This window comes from Pseudomonas sp. EA_15y_Pfl1_P101 (assembly GCF_963970835.1).
GTDB lineage: Bacteria > Pseudomonadota > Gammaproteobacteria > Pseudomonadales > Pseudomonadaceae > Aquipseudomonas > Aquipseudomonas tritici.
Window position 1 is genome coordinate 116,943 of record NZ_CAXAPA010000015.1, and the last position, 17,910, is coordinate 134,852.

Here is a 17,910-nt window from a genome sequence, read left to right on the forward strand (position 1 = left end):
CTATGAGCACCTGTACCGCGCCTCACACCGCCGACCCGGGCCTGCTTGAACATTATGTGAAGAAGATTCTCGCCGCCCCGGTGTATGACTTGGCGGTGCGCACGCCCTTGCAGGCCGCCCCGGCGTTGTCAGCGTTGTTGGGTAACCAGGTGCTACTCAAGCGTGAAGACCTGCAACCGACCTTTTCCTTCAAAATCCGTGGCGCCTACAACAAGTTGGTGCAGCTCACGCCTGAGCAAAAGGCGCGTGGCGTGATCACGGCCTCCGCGGGCAATCATGCTCAGGGCGTAGCGCTCGCAGCAAAGGCGTTGGGGATCCAGGCGCGGATCGTCATGCCGAGCACCACGCCGGAGTTGAAAGTAGTGGGTGTACGTTCACGGGGCGCCGAAGTGGTGCTGCACGGGGCGAATTTCCCCTTTGCCCTGGCCCACGCGCTGCAGTTGGCCGATTCATCCGGGTGCACCTTCGTTTCGCCTTTCGATGACCCGGAGGTGATCGCCGGCCAGGGCACCGTGGCCATGGAAATCCTGCGCCAGCAGCAAGGCTCGTTGAGCGCGATCTTCGTGCCGGTTGGGGGCGGTGGCTTGATCGCTGGCGTGGCGGCCTACGTCAAATACCTGCGCCCCGAAGTGCGCATCATCGGCGTCGAGCCCGAGGGCTCCAGTTGCTTGTTGGCGGCGCTGCGGGCCGGTGAGCGGGTGGTGCTGCCCAGCGTTGACGGGTTCGCCGACGGCACGGCAGTGGCGCAGGTCGGCGCCTATGGGTTTGAAATCTGCCGGGACTGGGTGGATGAGGTCATCACCGTGAGTAATGACGAACTCTGCAGCGCAATTAAGCTGATCTACGACGATACGCGCTCTATCACCGAGCCTTCAGGCGCTTTGGCGGTAGCGGGGATTTGCAAGCACGTTGCTGAACGTGGCGTGCGCGGGCAGACGCTGGTGGCGATTAATTCTGGAGCCAATATCAACTTTGATAGTTTGCGATATGTTGCTGAAAGGGTGATCGCGCACGGCGCTGTCTTCCACAACGTAGCGGGTTAAACGTTTAATCGAAGCCGTTCGATGATTATTTAACAGCCTCTATAAGTTCAAGTTTTAGTTATATGAAATCGACGCCTGCTTATGAGGAATCGTTACAACGAGGTTGGAGTTTGCCGAGTAGGCTTGGGTGCAGTAAGCGTCTTCCAAGGTCGGTAAGGCGCGGCGGGCAGGCGCTCGCCGGATTCACAACAATCTGTTGGCAGTCGCAAGAAAGGAGAGGTTGACCATGCTTTCGGAATTAGAACTTCGCAGCATTATTGAAGGAAGTTTCCTGCCCAAACGGTGTGAATGCACCAAAGCCGAAGATGCTTCGCTGACGATCAAAGTCTATGACGACCGCGACCGTGATCGGGTGGATTTGGAAGTCAAAGGCATAAACGCTGACAAACTCGACAGCAGCCGAGCCATCTGCAACCTGATCACCGGTTTGCGTGAAGACCTCAAGCACACCCAGGCACCCGTCCTGAAACAAGTGGCAGGGCGAAGCTACAACTAACGGGACGCCTGAGGTTGGACGACCGCAGACCTGTGGGCCTGGATAAACGCCAGGCCCAATACGGTTTCCGTTCCCACCGCCAGCAGAATGCCGGGTCCGGCATTGCCGTTTATCCATTCACTGAACCCCAGCGCCGCCAACATCAGGCATCCGGTGATAAAACCGGTGGTCATGGCGCGTCGCGTATGGGAGGGCGGTGCATAGCGAGCGAGATAAAACATCACGCCGATGGCCAGGAACAGCGCCGCGTTACGTCGGGCAACCAGGCCAGTGGGGCTGGCGTACTCCACGCTCCACAGCCACAACATCCATTCGGGGCGCAGGCCCCATATCAAGGCCAGGGCGAAGCAGAGCAAGGCGGTACAGAGGGCGAGCGTGTGAAAGCGCAGTTGCATGGCGAATCCTTTCAGCCGTTTGACGAGCGCGCAAGGATATCCCCTGTTGACGCATTACGCCCCCCTTATCTGCAGCCTGCTCAGTTTTGGAACAGGCAAGCCTCGGACATTTTTTTGTAGCTCACATAGTGCAGTTCACCGGCTTTGTCCAAGAACTTGATCTGGGCTTCGATGAGCTTGCAGTCATTGGTCTGGGGCTCGGTCATGGCAATCACTTTCTGAATGTCCATGGGCATGCCGTAGTGATACGGCACGGGTTTTGTTTCAGCCTGTGCCATTGCCGACAGGGTGGTGAGCGCCAAGGTGCAGCCGAGCAGGAATACGCTGTGCATGTTCATGAGGATTCTCCGTCAGTGGTCCGGTCCATCAACGCGATGAAGCGGTGACCGCCCCTTTAGCCAATAGCCTTGGAAATGCGGTTGGTCTCACTGTTGTCTCTCCACCTTAATCATTGATTAAATGGGAGTTTCTGGGGTATTTCCTACATGTTTACTGGTGGCTTTCCCACGGTATCGCCCAGTTGTCTTAACGTCTCAGTTTTGGACGTCGCAGGCATCGGACATTTTTCGGTAGCTCACGTCTTCGACTTTGCCCGCCTTATCCAAAAACTTGATATCGGCCTTGATGACTTTTCATTCGTCGGTCGGGGTTTCGTTCATCGCCAGGACCTTGTCGATATTCATCGGCATGCCGTACTGGTAAGGCACGGGTTTGGCAGTGGCGGGTTGATCGTCGGCCTGGGCCAGGCCTGAGGCTGCGGCCAGCGCCAAAGCGCTGCCGAGCATTAAAGTGCGTAGTGTCATAGGGGTTCTGCGCAAGTGGGTACGACTTGCCTGTCGACTTGCGGGATTAACCATCGATTAATGGTTACTTGGCTGACAAAACCTTCATCAGAGCTGCTCGCGATACGGCAGGTCGGGCCCGGTCTTGGCACAGGTCAGGGCAGCGGCGCGAATGGCGAAACCCAGCATGGCATCAATCTGCGCGCGCGTGAGCTGTTGCAGGCCTTGCACTGAATCCAGCTGCTGCTCGGTCAGCCAGGCAATCAAGGCAGCCTGGAAGGTATCGCCGGCGCCCACCGTGTCGGCCATCACAACCTTGACTGCGGGTGCAGACCAGGTGCCATGCTGACGGCTGAATACGCTGGCGCCATCGCCACCGCGTGTCAGGAACACTAACTGACAACGATGTTGCAGCCAGCCCTGCAGCACGCTCTCGGGCGACTGGTCGGGGTAGAGCAGGTGCAGGTCTTCATCGCTGACTTTGATCAGGTCGGCATGCTTGGTCAGCTCGGCGACACGGTCGCGCCACAGTTGGAGGTCCGGTTGCGGGTTGAGCCGCACGTTGGGGTCGAGGCTGATCAGGCGCTTGCCGCTTTCGCGTTTGACCAGGCTCAGCAGGGTGTCGCCAATCGGCTGCACCACCAGCGAGAAGGAGCCGATATGCAGGCCGCGAATGTCATCGCCCAACTCCGGCAGGTGGGCGATTTCCAACAATCGATCGGCACAGCCTTCGCCGCGGAAGTTGTACTGCGGTGAGCCATTGGCGCCGACGGCGACCATCGACAAGGTCGTCGGCGCGGCAAATTCCACCAGGAACTGCTCGCTCACGCCTTCATCCTTGAGCACCTGCAACAAGCGGCGCCCCAGGAAGTCGCTGGATAAACCGCCAAACAGCCCGGCTTCGATACCCAGGCGACGCAACCCGACGGCGACGTTGAACGGCGAACCGCCGGCAATCGCCTTGTAATTGACCTTGGAAGCCTGCCCGCTGGCATCTTCTTCGCTGAAAAAATCAAACAGCGCTTCGCCACACACCAGATACATAGTCGTTCGCTCTTAAAGGGTTGCCACAAGCTGCTGATAGCGCTCGTATGCCTGTTGATAGGCGCTGACATTGGCCGCCACCGGGAGGGTCCGGCTGGCCGGGTCGACGCTCACGCATTTGTCGCACAGGCTGGCCAGGGGTTCGCCGGATTGACTCCACGCCGCCTGGATCGCCGCGCCCAGGGCGGCGGCTTCGCTTTGTTCAGTGCAGATCACTTCAGTGTTCATGATATCGGCGACCATCTGCCGCCACACAGGGCTTTTCGAACCGCCGCCGATCAGGCGGATGCTGTGGCTTTGCAGGCCGGTCTGGCGCAGCAGGTCGAGGCCGTAGCGCAGGCCGAAGGTGGTGCCCTCGACCACCGCGCGACACAGGTTGGCGCGGGTCAGGTTGGTCATGGTCAGGCCATGCAGGCTCCCCGTAGCGTGGGGCAGGGCGGGCACGCGTTCGCCGTTGAGGAAGGGCAGCATGCTCACGCCCTCGGCCCCGACAGGGGCGTGTTCGACCAACGCATTGAACGCGGCCAGGTCGAGGTCGAAGAGCTCGCGGATCACCCCGGTGGCATTGGTCAGGTTCATGGTGCAGATCAGTGGCAACCAGCCGCCGCTGGACGAGCAGAACGTGGCGACCGACGCCTGCGGGCTCACGTTAGGCTGGTCGGCGAACGCATACACGGTGCCCGACGAACCCAGGCTCATGGTGATCACGCCTGGGGCAATGTTGCCGGTGCCGATGGCGCCCATCATATTGTCGCCGCCGCCGCTCGAGACAATGGCGTTGGGGTTGATGCCCAGGCGTTCGGCGATAGCGGGCAAGAGAGTGCCGACGGGTCGATCGGCCGCGATCAGTTCCGGCAAGGCGTGTTCCAGGCGACCGCTCGGGTCGATGTGCTTGAGCAGCGCCACATCCCACTCACGGCTGCGCACGTTGAAATACCCCGTACCGGACGCATCGCCGTATTCCGCGACCGCGCGACCGGTCAGCCAGTAGTTGAGGTAGTCGTGGGGCAGCAGGATGTGCGCGATGCGCGCGAAAATGTCCGGATGCTGTTCGCGGGTCCACAGCAGCTTGGACACGGTGTAGCCCGGCGCAACCGCCACGCCGAGGCGTTCCAGCGAACCACTTTCGCCACCGAGGTGGTGCAGCAGGCGGTCGTTCTCCGGCGCCGTTTCGGTGTCGCACCACAACTTGGCCGGGCGCAGCACCTGACCTTTCTCGTCCAGCAGCACCAGGCCATGTTGCTGGCCGGAAACACCGATGCCGAGGATGTCCTGGCCATCCACACCGGCCTGTTGCAGGGCGCAGTGGGTGGCTTCGGTGAAAGCGTCCAGCCATTCCTGGGTGTGCTGTTCGCGACGGCCATTGGCGCCGCTGATCAGCGTGTGCGCCGCTGCGCCGAGTCCCAGCACCCTGCCGCTGGAGGCGTCGAGGACGATGGCTTTGGTGCCCTGGGTGCCGCAGTCGATGCCGAGAAACAGGTTTTGCTGGGTCATGAGGATTTTTGCTCAGCAGTATTATTGTTTGAGTGGTAACCCGATCAAAATGTGGGAGCCGGTTTCTTGAGTAGGTGTTGCAGTGTTGCGGTGACACCGTTGTCACGCAAGCTGACAAAGCACCGCTCGAAAGCTGCCACAAACGCAGGCGAGTTGGGAATAGCTGTACCAAAAATCTCTTCCACCCCCAACAGGCGTTTGCTGATCAGCGCGTCATCACTCACCAGTCCCTGGCAAAACTCAGCCCGCGGATCCGGGATCTTGTAGCTCTCCCCGTTCTCATCCACACCTTTCAAATACAGCGCCCAGGCCGCCACCACCAACGCGGCGCGCTCGGTCTCGCGGCCATCGGCGATCAACCGGTTAATGGTTGGGACGGTGAACTTGGGAAACTTCGACGAGCCGTCCGAGCACACGCGCTCCAATTGATCGGCAATCGCCTGATTGGAGAAGCGATCCACCAAGGTCTGCTTATAGTCCGTCAGATCAATACCCGGTACCGGCGCCAGGTTCGGCGTGACATCAAGGTCCATATAGGCACGCATGTAAGCGACAAACACCGGATCGTTCATGGTCTCGTGAACAAACCGATAGCCCTTGAGAAAGCCCAGGTAGGTCAGTGCCAAATGACTGCCATTGAGCAGGCCGATCTTCATTTCTTCATAAGGCGTGACGTCATCGGTGAACTGCACGCCGACCTTTTCCCAGGCCGGGCGTCCGTTGACGAATTTGTCCTCCAGCACCCACTGCACGAAGGGTTCGCACACCACGGGCCAGGCATCGTCGATGCCGTGTTCGTCGTGCAGTTGCAGGCGGTGGGCGGTGCTGGTCATGGGCGTGATGCGGTCGACCATGGCATTCGGGAAGCTCACATTGGCCTTGATCCAGTCATGCAACTCGCCATTGTGCAGGGCGGCGAAGGCCAGCAGCGCTTTGCGCGTGACAGCGCCATTGTGCGGCAGGTTATCGCAGGACATCACGGTAAACGCCGGGATGCCGGCGGCGCGGCGTTTGGTCAGGGCGGCGCAGATAAAGCCAAATACGGTTGTCGGTGACGTGGGGTGCGCCAGGTCGTGCTGGATCTGCGGCAAGTGGGCCATGAACTCGCCATTGCTGTCGTCGATGCAGTAGCCGCCTTCGGTGATGGTCAGCGAGACGATGCGAATCTGCGGGCTGGCCAGCTTGTCGATCAGCGCCTGGGCGCCGTCTTCAGCCAGCAGCATGTCGCTGATCGAACCGATCACGCGCACCTCGGTGTCGTCGGTGTCGCCCAGCTCATACAGGGTGAACAGGTAGTCCTGGCCAGCCAGATCGTCACGCGCCTTGCGGTCCTCACTACGCAGGCCGACGCCACAGATGCTCCAGTCCAGGCCTTCGCCCGTGTTCATCAGCGCATCGGTGTAATACGCCTGGTGCGCGCGGTGAAAGCCGCCGACACCGATGTGCGCAATGCCCTGGGACGTGCTGGCAATCGCATAGGTTGGCAGCTTCACTTGCGGTGCCAACTGGGTGAGGTTCTGTTTATTCAGCTTCATGACGGAATACTCGCGAGATCAGGCGGCAGCGCGCAGTGGGCGGGCCACGGCAACACCGTCGGTGTCGAACAGATGGCAGTGCGCCGGGTCCAGGTGCAGGTGCAGCGTCTCGCCGTACTGGCTGGCCATATCGCCACGAATCCGCATGGTCAGCGGCTCGCCGTTGGCGGTAATGACGTGGCAGAAGGTGTCGCTGCCCAGGCGTTCGCCGACATCGGCGGTGACGGTCAGTGTGGTTTGCCCCGGTGCGGCGATTTCCAGGTGCTCAGGGCGGATGCCCAGGGTCACCGCACTGCCGACGCTCAAGCTGGCACCGCTCAACGGCAGGCTGATGGTGGTGCCAGCGTCCAACTGCACATCGCAGCCTTGGCTTTCGATACGGGTGACCGTGCCCTTGAGGAAGCCCATCTTCGGCGTGCCGAGGAAACCCGCGACAAACAGGTTGGCGGGCTGGTGGTACAGCTCCAGTGGCGAACCGACTTGCTCGATACGGCCGCTGTTCAACACCACGACCTTGTCGGCCAGGGTCATGGCTTCAACCTGGTCGTGGGTCACGTAGATCATGGTCGCCTGCAGCTCTTTATGCAGGCGCGCCAGCTCCAGGCGCATCTGCACGCGCAGGGCGGCGTCGAGGTTGGACAGCGGCTCATCGAACAGGAATATCTTCGGGTTACGCACAATCGCGCGGCCGATCGCCACACGCTGACGCTGCCCACCGGACAGCTGCTTGGGCTTACGCTCCAGCAACGGGCCCAGCTCGAGAATGCGCGCCGCTTCGCTGACCTTGCTCTCCACCAGCTTCTTGTCGATACCGGCCAGGTCCAGCGCAAACGACATGTTCTTGCGCACGCTCATGTGCGGGTACAACGCGTAGGTCTGGAACACCATGGCCAGGTCACGCTTGGCCGGGGTGACTTCGGTGATGTCGCGGCCATCCAGCTCGATGGTGCCTTCGCTGACTTCTTCAAGGCCCGCGATCAGGCGCAGCAGCGTGGACTTACCGCAGCCCGAGGGGCCGACGAATACTACGAATTCCTTGTCGTTCACTTCCAGGTCGATGCCCTTGATGATGGAAAAGCCTTCGAAGCCTTTTTGCAGATTCTTGATTTTCAGGTTGGCCATGGGATGGGCCTCCGCTTTGAATTTTTTATTAGGCAGCCGTTACTTCACGGCGCCGAAGGACAAACCGCGCACCAGCTGTTTCTGGCTGATCCAGCCGAAGATCAGGATCGGCGCGCAGGCCAGGGTCGAGACGGCGGACAATTTGGCCCAGAACAAGCCTTCAGGGCTGGAGTAGGAGGCGATCAACGCGGTCAGCGGCGCGGCGCTGGACGAAGTCAGGTTCAGCGACCAGAACGCCTCGTTCCAGCACAGGATCAACGACAGCAACACCGTGGACGCCAGGCCGCCCTTGGCGATCGGCAGCAGTACGCGGACCATTTCCTGCCACAGAGTGGCGCCATCCAGGCGGGCGGCTTCGAGGATGTCCTTGGGAATGTCCTTGAAGTAGGTGTAAACCATCCACACCACGATCGGCAGGTTGATCAGGGTGTAGATGATGATCAGCGCAATGCGCGTATCCAGCAGGCCCATGCTCTTGGCCAGCAGGTAGATCGGCATCAGCACGCCTACCGGCGGCAGCATCTTGGTAGAGAGCATCCACAACAGCGTGCCTTTGGTGCGTTTGGTTTCGTAGAACGCCATGGAGTAGGCGGCCGGCACCGAGATCAGTAGGCATAGGGCCGTGGCGCTGAAGGAAATCAGCACCGAGTTCCACGCATAACTGAAGTAGTTGCTGCGCTCGTTGATGTGCAGGTAGTTCTCCAGCGTTGGCGTGAAGATGAACTGCGGCGGTGTGGCGAACGCGTCGATTTCGGTCTTGAAGCTGGTCAGCACCATCCAGAAGATCGGGAAGAAGATCAGGATCGCGATGGCCCAGGCCAATGTGCCAAGCAGCAGGCTTTGCAGGCGGCGGGATTGTTGAAGCGTCATGGCGCGGCCCTCAAGGCTTGTCAGTCAGGTTTTTGCCGATCATCCGCACCAGGATGATCGCCGCGATATTGGCGATGACCACGGCAATCAAGCCGCCGGCCGAGGCCATGCCCACGTCGAACTGCACCAGCGCCTGGTTGTAGATCAGGTAGGCGAGGTTGGTCGAGGCGTAACCGGGGCCACCGTTGGTGGTGGTGAAAATTTCGGCGAATACCGAGAGCAGAAAGATCGTTTCGATCATCACCACCACGGCGATCGGGCGGGCCAGGTGGGGCAGCGTCAGGTGCCAGAAGATCGCGATGGCGCCGGCACCGTCGAGGCGTGCGGCTTCCTTTTGCTCCTGGTCGAGGGATTGCATGGCAGTCATCAACAGCAGGATCGCGAAGGGCAGCCATTGCCACGACACAATGATGATGATCGACAGCAACGGGTAGTGCGCCAGCCAGTCCACCGGCTCGGCACCGAAAAACTTCCACACGGCGGCGAGAATCCCCGACACGGGGTGGAAAATCAGGTTCTTCCAGATCAGCGCGCCGACGGTGGGCATAATGAAGAAGGGCGAAATCAACAACACCCGCACCAGGCCGCGACCGAAGAACTCACTGGCCTCCAGCAGGGCACTGATCAACACGCCGAACACCACGCTGATCAGCAGCACGCTGCCTACCAGCAACAGAGTATTGGTGGCACCTGGCAGGAAGCCCGAGTCGGTGATGAAGTAGGTGAAGTTCTCCAGCCCCACGAATTGGTTTTCGCCAGGGTAGAGCAGGTTGTAGCGGATCAGCGAAAAGTACAGGGTCATGCTCAGGGGCACGATCATCCACAGCAGCAACAAAGCCACGGAGGGGCTGACGAGGAACCAGCCGGGGTTGGCCAGGCGATTTTTGGGTGTTGTATTCATGGTATTCGAGACCGGTACAGAGCAAGAATCGGAGTGCGGTCAAATGTGGGAGCAGGCTTGCTCCCACATTTACAGTGGAAGGCTCACCTTACTTGGGGTAACCCGCCCGCTTCATTTGACGCTCGGTGTTGGTCTGCGCGGCGGTCAGTGCAGCATCCACCGTCTGCTGACCGGTCAGAGCGGCCGAGAAGAACTTGCCGACCTGGGTGCCAATTGCCTGGAACTCAGGAATGGTGACCAACTGGATACCGATATACGGCACCGGCTTGAGCGTTGGTTTGGTCGGGTCCGCCACTTTCAGCGATTCCAGGGTTACCTTGGCAAACGGCGCGGCCTTCATGTACGCGTCGCTGTAGGTCGACTTGCGCGTGCCAGGGGGTACGTTGGCAACGCCGTCGGTCTTGGCGACCAATGCGCCATATTCCTTGGAGGTGGCCCAGGTAGTAAACACCTTGGCGGCGTCCTTGGCCTTGGAGCTGGTAGGGATTGCCAGGCTCCAGGAGTACAGCCACGACGTACCTTTGTCGGTTTTTTCGTGCGGGGCAAAGGTGAAGCCGACATGGTCAGCCACTTTGCTTTGGGTGTCGTCGGTCACAAACGAGCCGGCGACGCTGGCGTCGACCCAGATTGCGCACTTGCCGCTGTTGAACAGCGCCAGGTTTTCGTTGAAACCGTTGCTGGAGGCACCCGGCGGGCCGGATTTCTTCATGTTGTCGACGTAGAAGTTCAGCGCCTCCTTCCATTCAGGGCCGTTGAATTCCGGTTGCCACTTCTCGTCGAACCAGCGCGCCCCGTAACCATTGGCCAGGGTGGTGATCAGCGCCATGTTCTCACCCCAACCGGCTTTGCCGCGCAGGCACAGGCCGTATTGCTCTTTGGTCTTGTCGGTGAGTTTGCTGGCGAATTCGCCGATCTGGGTCCAGGTCGGGTGCTCGGGCATGCTCAGCCCGGCGTCTTTGAACAGGTCGGTGCGGTAATAAGTGATCGAACTTTCGGCGTAGAACGGCAGGGCATACAGCGAGCCTTTGACAGACAGACCGTCACGCACCGAAGGGAATACGTCATCGAGGTCGTAGGACGCCGGCAAGTCCTTCATCGGCTCCAGCCAACCCTTGGCACCCCAAAGTGCTGCTTCGTACATGCCGATGGTTAACACATCGAACTGTCCGCCCTGGGTGGCAATGTCAGTGGTCAGGCGTTGGCGCAGTACGTTTTCTTCGAGCACCACCCAGTTCAACTTGATTTCCGGATGCTCGGCCTCGAAGGTTTTCGATAGCTTTTGCATGCGGATCATGTCGCTGTTGTTGACGGTCGCAATCGTCAGGGTTTGCGCGCCAAGGCTGACGGCGCTGAGGGTCATGCAAGAAAAGGCAATTAGAGCTTTTGCTGTGAACTTCATCGCGCACTCCATTTCTGCGCCCAGGGGCTACAGAAGGACAGTTATTGTTGTTGTGTCTTCCACGACAGCAGGAAGAGTGTGCGTTGATTACAGCCCTCAAATGGCGCTGTGACAAATCCTTGGGAGCACTGGGACTGATACTTTTTTGCACTCGGCCTGCAAAAGGTTCAACGGCACCTACAGTGGCGCCGACCTGTTAGTTCTGACAGTAGACGCTTATGAGCACTGGAGGGTTAATGGTTCGGCACAACCCAACCAGGAGATGTTTATGAACGGTTCTCGCGCAATCCTCAAAAACAACGCACTTTATAAAATCGCAGTGGGCTTGGTCATTGCTGTTTCGATCAGCGCCTGTAATACGCAGCTAACGGAACCTGCGGAAACACTTGAGCTTCCTTGCAGGGTAGCGGGCTATTTTAAAAGTCAAGACAGGGTGGGCGGGTTCTACCGATGTGTTTGGAACGCCAACATTAATCGGTGGCTTCAATATCCCTACACTTGCCCCACCGGACTGGAGTTCAGCGAACCGTTACAAGCGTGTGTAAAGCCCTGACATGTTTGCCTGGGTCTATTTATTAGCAGGATAAACAAGAAAGTGCACAGGGATCAGTACATGTACTGATCCCTGTTTTGCATCTACCTCATATCGGATAGGGGGTCTGGATGATGCAAATATCATCCAGGTCATAGATCCCGCCGGTGGTTGGGTTTCTGAAGGCTATCGAGGCGACAAACGGGTTGCCGGGTAAGTAGCCGAGCGGAATGTCGACATTCAGCCAGGTATTGATAGCGGGGACCTGAGGCGTGCTGTTGAGTGTGCCCAGCCGGATTTCAATGAACGTTGGCGCGCCAATGGCGGCGAACTTGTTGATCCGATACCTGAAACTGATCCGGTAATAGCCTGCGGTGGCAGGCGTCAAGGTTTTGTACAGTCGGACCCCGTTGGCAGTCATGGGGCCTGCCTGCCAAAAGAAGTTGCCATTGGGTTCGCGTCGGATGCCCACATCAGGCCACTCACTGAGCCAGTAATTCACGTAATTGTTGGTGAATGTCGTGCAGTCGTGAACCATCACGTTTTTTACTGTGTAACGCGTTGGCGGAAACTCAATCGCTTGCCCCTCATCCCTGACGCCGTTGAACGCCACCTTTAACTGCAGGGTCAGCAGGCTGTTGCTTCCTAGGTCGTGCAGGTAACTGCTCAACACCGTCTCCAGGTGATAACCCTGGCTGATCCAGGCAGCGTCAACCTCGCCATAGACCGTACCGTCCAGCAGGGTCAAGTTGTGCGCCTTACCGTCGCGGTCGGTACCGAACAATTTGAACCATACGGGTTGGTGCCGTGCAATAAATGGCCAGGTCGTCGCCCTGGCGGTGGCATTACCGATCAATGTGTCCAAATCGATCACGCCGGCAGGTGTGGCTTCATCGATCTTGATCACGGTTTTTTTCAACTCGGATTGAGGCAACGGTTCAAGATTCACCGTGAGCAAGACAGAGGGCCGGGTATCCGTACCTTTGGTAACCGTGTACCTGATTGTGAATTGGCTCGTGGTGCTGCGGATATTGGCGGCAATCAATGGGGCGTCCAGGGGAACAATGACGGTGCCATCGGTTTCCCCGTAGATCGGCCCGATGGTAGCCGAGCCGGCGCCGGCACTGCCTAGAACTTCCACATAGATCTTGTCGGTGGTGCTCATCGGACCATAGCTCACCCGCAGATTCGCACCGTATTGTGCATTCAGCGGCGCCAATGTCACCAACGTGCCGGACCCGCTTGCCTCTTCCAAGATGGGCACCGGGTACTGCGCAGGCAAGGCCCTGACGGTGTAGTCGCGTTGCAAAAACCTTACAGCATTGGACAGGTCCGGGCTCTGGTCGAAAGTGACTGCGCAGCGCATGGTCAATTGCGTGCCGTCCAAGAGCTTGCGTATTTGCGCAATGGGTGCAAGTGGATGAAGACCGTTCTGCTCGCCGTCCAGTCCCACCAGGTCCCCATAGTAGAAGGCATGGTAAAACTGATTGCCGTCTGCATAGGTACCGAGCATTTCGAACCACGCCCGCTGAAAGTGATGGATGAAGAACCAGCGATCGACAAAGGCGCGTTCGGTGCCCTTCAGTGTGCTGATGTCCAGCACCGCATCCAACGCATGGCCCTCCAGATAGGGTTTGGGGAATGGCGGTGGTAACAACTCCAGGTTCAACACGGGCGAAGGCGTTCTGTGCAGGCCCCGGATTACGAAGTACTGCACTGTGATAAAGCGCCCTTGCTCCTGGATGTTGGCACCCACTACATCTGGGGCGATGTCGATATGCAGGACTTTCGATGTATTGCCATCCTGGGTTTCGCAATAGGTACCAATTTCTGGGATTCCTCTCCAGCAGGTCTCGATCTGGTCAGTGGGTCGCATTTGCGCAATATCGACCACGACCGTCGCTCCCTGCGTAGCGGCAACTGCCGCCAGTTGGTCGGGATAGCGGGTTGCTTCTGCGACTTCCGGTCGTGTCAGTTCGAGTGCTTTTCCCACTGTGATGAGCAGAACATCCGAAAAGCGTTTCGCGCTGCCATCCGCCGGTTGGAGTGTGTAGCTGAGACGAATTTCTCCATCGTTATTGGCAATGGCGTATTTCGCCTCTACTGGGATCACGACCTGCCTGCCCGCTGTCGATGAGTTGAGTGTCACGTCATCACTGACGGAGCCGTTGCTGGCAGAACCTCTCCAAAACCACTCGAGAATGTCGCCAGGGAACGTACGCGTTTCGGTCAAGGTCAAGTTGAGCGTGGTGCCGATAATGCTATCAATGTCCAAGTTCTTGAACAGGTCTGCGTATTGCAGTTTTGGTTCGGGCATTGAGCGTACTGCTGCGCCGAAAGTTACTTCCAGAACCTCGGATTTGCGCACCGCGTGAATGCCTTGCCCCATGATCCGCATTTGGCCGTCGTTGACGAGGTAGAACACGCGGACCAGTCCCAGCCCGATGAAACGCGAAAACTGCTCCTGGAGCACTGTGCGAGGGGGCGGGGGTGGCTCTTTTGCGCCAGCCAGCAATTCTTCTTCGTACTCGACCAGCCGGCCTGTCGGGTCCAGGGCCTCCATGCGGAAGATGACGCTCCAGTCAGCGTTATAGGGGGAGAATTTCGGGAAGAAAGCCTGGAAATGTTCGATCGATGGATCAATAAAGCCACCTTCGCTTTTATCGATGGTCATTGCCGGCATCGACTTTTTCGTGCCTGAAACCGGGACGTTCAAGCGTCGCGAGGTGCCGAGGAGCGTGCCAGTGGCGGTGGTCAGTGTGTAGAACAATTGGGCGCGGCCGTTAACCGCCAGTTGAATATATTTGGGGTCAATGTCGGTGGTGGCCGACAGGCCGATTCGAGCGGGAAATGGGGGTAATGGGGTGACGGTATTTTCGCCATTATCATCGAACACGACGAGCGTCAGGTGGATCAACGTGCCGACAGGCGTGGTCGTGCCATCGGGTAGCTTTCTGGGAACGAAGACCTCCCCTTCATAGGGGCCATCACCAACAAGGTCTACATTGACCTCAGTCACTGAATCCCCGTTGACCACCAAGTGTGGCCGTTCGAGCGCATATAGGTCCAGATCGGCTTCCACCTTCTCAGGCTTCGACCACTGCGGCACTTCCCCCGAGTAGTTGAACACGATGTCGAAGATCCGGAAGTAAATCACCACCACGCCGCTGCCTCCGGCGATGATGATTGCTTCCGGTACATGCACGACAATCGGCTTGATACCGTCGAGGTGGTCTTGATCAATCTCTAGGAACACTGGGTGACCGTTCCACCACACCTCGACAGTGTCTCCCAACGCCATGTTCGGGTAAGGATCAACCGTCAAGTCAACGCCTTGCTCAGCCCGCTCGGGGTCGAGTACACCCCCCACCAGATCAGGCGGTAGATGGATGACCAGGCGCGAGTGATAGTAGGGATTGGTGCTGACGCCGCCGGGACGGTCGGTTTTGACAAGCCAGGTTTCATAAGGGGAGGTGCTCGGGGTGTCGCTGCCCACTCTCTTCACTTGGCCAAAACACGGATAAACAAAGCCCCTCGGAACCAACCCCTCAGGGATCACCAGCGTTAAAAAATTCTTATCCGGATCCAAGTCCTCGTGCCTGACCTCATCGGCAGCAATGGCGTAGGTGAAACTGCCCATGAATAACCTGAACGTGTCGCCCTCGTTGAAGTTGAACCACTTGCTGAAACGCACCGTAAGCCAGGGCTCCACCAGTCGAATATTCAAGCCGCTATCAGCGCCTGGAGTCGGTCGTACTGCGTCGCTGACGAAGGGTGGGTCCAGCGGGTCGACAATGACAGGGGGCTTTGGCCCATGGCGATGGGGTTTGCAGACAGGGCAAGGCAAGTTGGAGGACGTGAATTTTTTCATAGCGAGCGCTCCTTATGCAGCGTAAAGCTGGGTAAGGAAATCACACACCCCTGGGTGTGGCGCGTATAGCTGTCAAAGTTGACAGTAGCGACGGGCGGTCAAGCCAGGTTCTGCTCTGTCAAGCGCTGCACCGCCAACCGACGGTAGTGCGACGGCGTCATGCCCTTGAGCTGCTGGAAGCGCCGATTGAAGTTGGAAATATTATTGAAGCCCGATTCAAAGCACACATCGGTCACCGGTTTGTCGCCGTCGGCGAGCAGTTCACAGGATTTGCTGATACGCAGCCGATTGACGAACTCGATGAAGGTGCGTCCGGTGGCTTGCTTGAACACCCGGGAGAAATACGTGGGCTTCATCCCGAGGTAGGCCGCGACTTCTTCCAGCGGCAACTCGCGTGCGTAGTGAGCAAATATGTAATCCACTGCACGGTTGGTGCGGTCGATGCTGTGCTCGTCCGCCAGTTGCGGGGTGGTTGCACCGGACAATAGTTGGTAGTCCTCACAGGCACTCAGCACCTCCAGCAAAATAAAGAAGTGTCCCAGGCGCGCCATGCCCTGGGCATCCTCGATGCGTTGCATCAAGGTCATCGCCTGGGCAATCGTGCGTTTGCAGCGAAATTCGATGCCGTACTGCGCCCGTTCCAGTAGCGGTGCCAGCGTCTTGAGTTCGGTGAAAATGTGGCTGCCGTTCTCCAGCAACTCATCGGTAAAGTTCACCAGCATGTCGCGCTTGGGCACCACCTCGTCTTCCTCGATCTGGCTGATCCAGTTGTGGGGCAGGTTGGGGCCGGTGAGAAACAGGCTTTCCGGGTAGAAGTTGCCGATATAGTCGCCGATAAACACCTTGCCGGAACTCGCGACGATCAGGTGCAGCTCGAATTCCTTGTGAAAGTGCCAGCGCACCAGCGGGCAGGGGAAGCCGTGCTGGCGATAGATGATGGACAGACCGTTGTGATCGTCCATCAACTCGTAGGAAGGGTCGGTGATTCGCGTTGCTCGGGTCATGCTGCCGTCGCTTTATTGTGGTTGCCGCGTAGGATAATGCCCCCTCGCACGTGACCTCGCCAGCGCTGGTGTTTATACGCTGCGGTTTTTTGCCTCGATCCACTGGGACATGTATTGGGTACTTTTATGGGCATGATGGCGCAGCATGCTGCCGGTGAAGTTGTCCCTGCGATGCGCAGCGAGATGGCTACGGCAGTGTTGCAAGCATGCCACCAGCGCGGGGCCATGAATGTTCTGGTCGTAGCGGCGCGCCACCAACTGGCGACCGTTTTCCTGGGCCTGGGTCCAGCGTTCGCGGTCCTGGTAGAGCGCCACGGCGGCGGCGGCCAGTGCAGGTGCGCTTTGTTCAATCACCCCGGGCCACGGTTGCTCATCACCCATCGCCTCGGCGCCGATGGGCGTGGTGATATTCGGCGTGCCACAGAGCATCGCGTCCGCCAGCTTGCCCTTGATGCCGGCGCCGAAACGCAAGGGCGCCAGGCAGATGCGTGCAGCGGTCATGACGTGTAGCGCATCTTCGGCCCAGTCCATCACATGAAAGCCCTGGGCCGGGTTGTGCAGCGCCGTGGCCTTGGGCGGGGTGTAGGCACCATAGATATGCAGCTGCGCCCCCGGCAATTGCTGGCGTATCAGCGGCCACAGGCTGTTTTTCATCCAGAGCACCGCATCCCAGTTGGGCGCGTGGCGGAAGTTGCCGATGCTGAGGAAGTGCGCGCGGTCTTCAAACGGCGCAAAAAGCTCGGTTGGCGATTCCAGCATCAACGGGCACCAGTGGAGCAGGGCGGCTGGCACGTTGAAGTGCTCCGTGAGCAGACGGATTTCCACGTCGGAAATCATCAGGCCGATATCGCAGCGGTAGATCGCCGCGATTTCGCGCTTGGCCAGGTCAGTGTCGGCCATCAGCTGGAATTCTTCGTGCAATGCCGGGGAAAACAGCGCGCTGAAGTCGTCGCTGTCGGGGTGGGCCTTGAGGTGATCCTTGAGGCGCTGATGTCGCGCATCGCGCAGGCTTTGCAGGTCGGACGTTTCCAGTACGCGCAGAGCGTTGGGGCAGCATTTCTCGACGCGCCAGCCGAATTGCTCTTCCATCATGAAACGGTCAAACAGCACGATATGCGGCGCGAGTTCGCGTATAAAATCGTCGAAACTGCAGTTGTTCAATTCGATTGCGCATTCGGCTATGCCCAGGGCAGGCAGATCGGCCTTGTGCTCGCCAATGGTCGCAGGGCTGCTGAAGGTAATGTCCCAGCCTTGCGTAAGAAAACTCTCAAGAAGCTGCATCATATGCCCGCCTGCGGCTGAAGAACGGGGCTCCGGCCAGACATAACCAATGACCAGGACTTTGGTGGCGCGGTGGTTCATTAACTCGAATCCTTGCACGTGTTCCGGCTGCATGGCCGGCAAAAATCAGCATTAAAACAT

At 58.8% G+C, this 17,910-nt stretch carries 14 protein-coding genes and 1 pseudogene; 2 read left to right on the plus strand and 13 right to left on the minus strand.

Annotation, left to right across the window (positions count from 1 at the left end; all coding sequences use genetic code 11):
• The first annotated feature begins 2 nt into the window (after positions 1-2).
• Positions 3-1,043 (plus strand): threonine ammonia-lyase, biosynthetic, encoded by a 1,041-nt coding sequence (gene ilvA, locus AACY36_RS22215; RefSeq protein ID WP_339428007.1) that lies wholly within the window; start codon positions 3-5, stop codon positions 1,041-1,043.
• A 226-nt stretch (positions 1,044-1,269) separates the two neighbouring features.
• Positions 1,270-1,539 (plus strand): DUF1652 domain-containing protein, encoded by a 270-nt coding sequence (locus AACY36_RS22220; RefSeq protein WP_339418435.1) that lies wholly within the window; start codon positions 1,270-1,272, stop codon positions 1,537-1,539.
• Here AACY36_RS22220 and AACY36_RS22225 read toward each other — a convergent pair.
• The 13 genes and pseudogenes from AACY36_RS22225 to AACY36_RS22285 all read right to left on the minus strand — a co-directional run bounded on the left by AACY36_RS22225 (position 1,536) and on the right by AACY36_RS22285 (position 17,850).
• Complete coding sequence (locus AACY36_RS22225; RefSeq protein WP_339418436.1) at positions 1,536-1,934, minus strand: hypothetical protein; 399 nt, start codon at positions 1,932-1,934, stop codon at positions 1,536-1,538. The genes AACY36_RS22220 and AACY36_RS22225 overlap by 4 nt on opposite strands.
• Before the next feature lie 80 nt (positions 1,935-2,014).
• On the minus strand, positions 2,015-2,272 hold the full coding sequence (locus tag AACY36_RS22230) for a DUF2790 domain-containing protein (protein ID WP_339418437.1): 258 nt from the start codon (positions 2,270-2,272) through the stop codon (positions 2,015-2,017).
• A gap of 195 nt (positions 2,273-2,467) precedes the next feature.
• Positions 2,468-2,737 (minus strand): annotated as a pseudogene (locus tag AACY36_RS22235) (DUF2790 domain-containing protein).
• An 87-nt stretch (positions 2,738-2,824) separates the two neighbouring features.
• Positions 2,825-3,760: a carbohydrate kinase family protein gene (locus AACY36_RS22240; protein ID WP_339418438.1), complete on the minus strand. Its 936-nt coding sequence runs from the start codon at positions 3,758-3,760 to the stop codon at positions 2,825-2,827.
• A gap of 12 nt (positions 3,761-3,772) precedes the next feature.
• On the minus strand, positions 3,773-5,254 hold the full coding sequence (xylB, locus tag AACY36_RS22245; protein ID WP_339436708.1) for a xylulokinase: 1,482 nt from the start codon (positions 5,252-5,254) through the stop codon (positions 3,773-3,775).
• A gap of 44 nt (positions 5,255-5,298) precedes the next feature.
• Positions 5,299-6,789, minus strand: a complete 1,491-nt coding sequence (locus AACY36_RS22250; protein ID WP_339418440.1) for a mannitol dehydrogenase family protein — start codon at positions 6,787-6,789, stop codon at positions 5,299-5,301.
• Between the two features lie 18 nt (positions 6,790-6,807).
• Complete coding sequence (locus AACY36_RS22255) at positions 6,808-7,911, minus strand: ABC transporter ATP-binding protein (protein ID WP_339418441.1); 1,104 nt, start codon at positions 7,909-7,911, stop codon at positions 6,808-6,810.
• Positions 7,912-7,950: 39 nt separating this feature from the next.
• Positions 7,951-8,781 carry a carbohydrate ABC transporter permease gene (locus AACY36_RS22260; RefSeq protein WP_339418442.1) on the minus strand — a complete coding sequence of 277 codons (831 nt, stop codon included), beginning with the start codon at positions 8,779-8,781 and terminating at the stop codon, positions 7,951-7,953.
• A gap of 10 nt (positions 8,782-8,791) precedes the next feature.
• Positions 8,792-9,682: a carbohydrate ABC transporter permease gene (locus AACY36_RS22265; RefSeq protein WP_339418443.1), complete on the minus strand. Its 891-nt coding sequence runs from the start codon at positions 9,680-9,682 to the stop codon at positions 8,792-8,794.
• 88 nt (positions 9,683-9,770) lie between these two features.
• Positions 9,771-11,042, minus strand: coding sequence for an ABC transporter substrate-binding protein (locus AACY36_RS22270; RefSeq protein WP_370467894.1), 1,272 nt, complete (start codon positions 11,040-11,042; stop codon positions 9,771-9,773).
• 680 nt (positions 11,043-11,722) lie between these two features.
• Complete coding sequence (locus AACY36_RS22275; protein ID WP_339497578.1) at positions 11,723-15,484, minus strand: hypothetical protein; 3,762 nt, start codon at positions 15,482-15,484, stop codon at positions 11,723-11,725.
• Positions 15,485-15,582: 98 nt separating this feature from the next.
• On the minus strand, positions 15,583-16,488 hold the full coding sequence (locus AACY36_RS22280; protein WP_339418448.1) for an AraC family transcriptional regulator: 906 nt from the start codon (positions 16,486-16,488) through the stop codon (positions 15,583-15,585).
• A gap of 72 nt (positions 16,489-16,560) precedes the next feature.
• Complete coding sequence (locus tag AACY36_RS22285; protein ID WP_339497580.1) at positions 16,561-17,850, minus strand: glycosyltransferase; 1,290 nt, start codon at positions 17,848-17,850, stop codon at positions 16,561-16,563.
• Positions 17,851-17,910 lie beyond the last annotated feature (60 nt).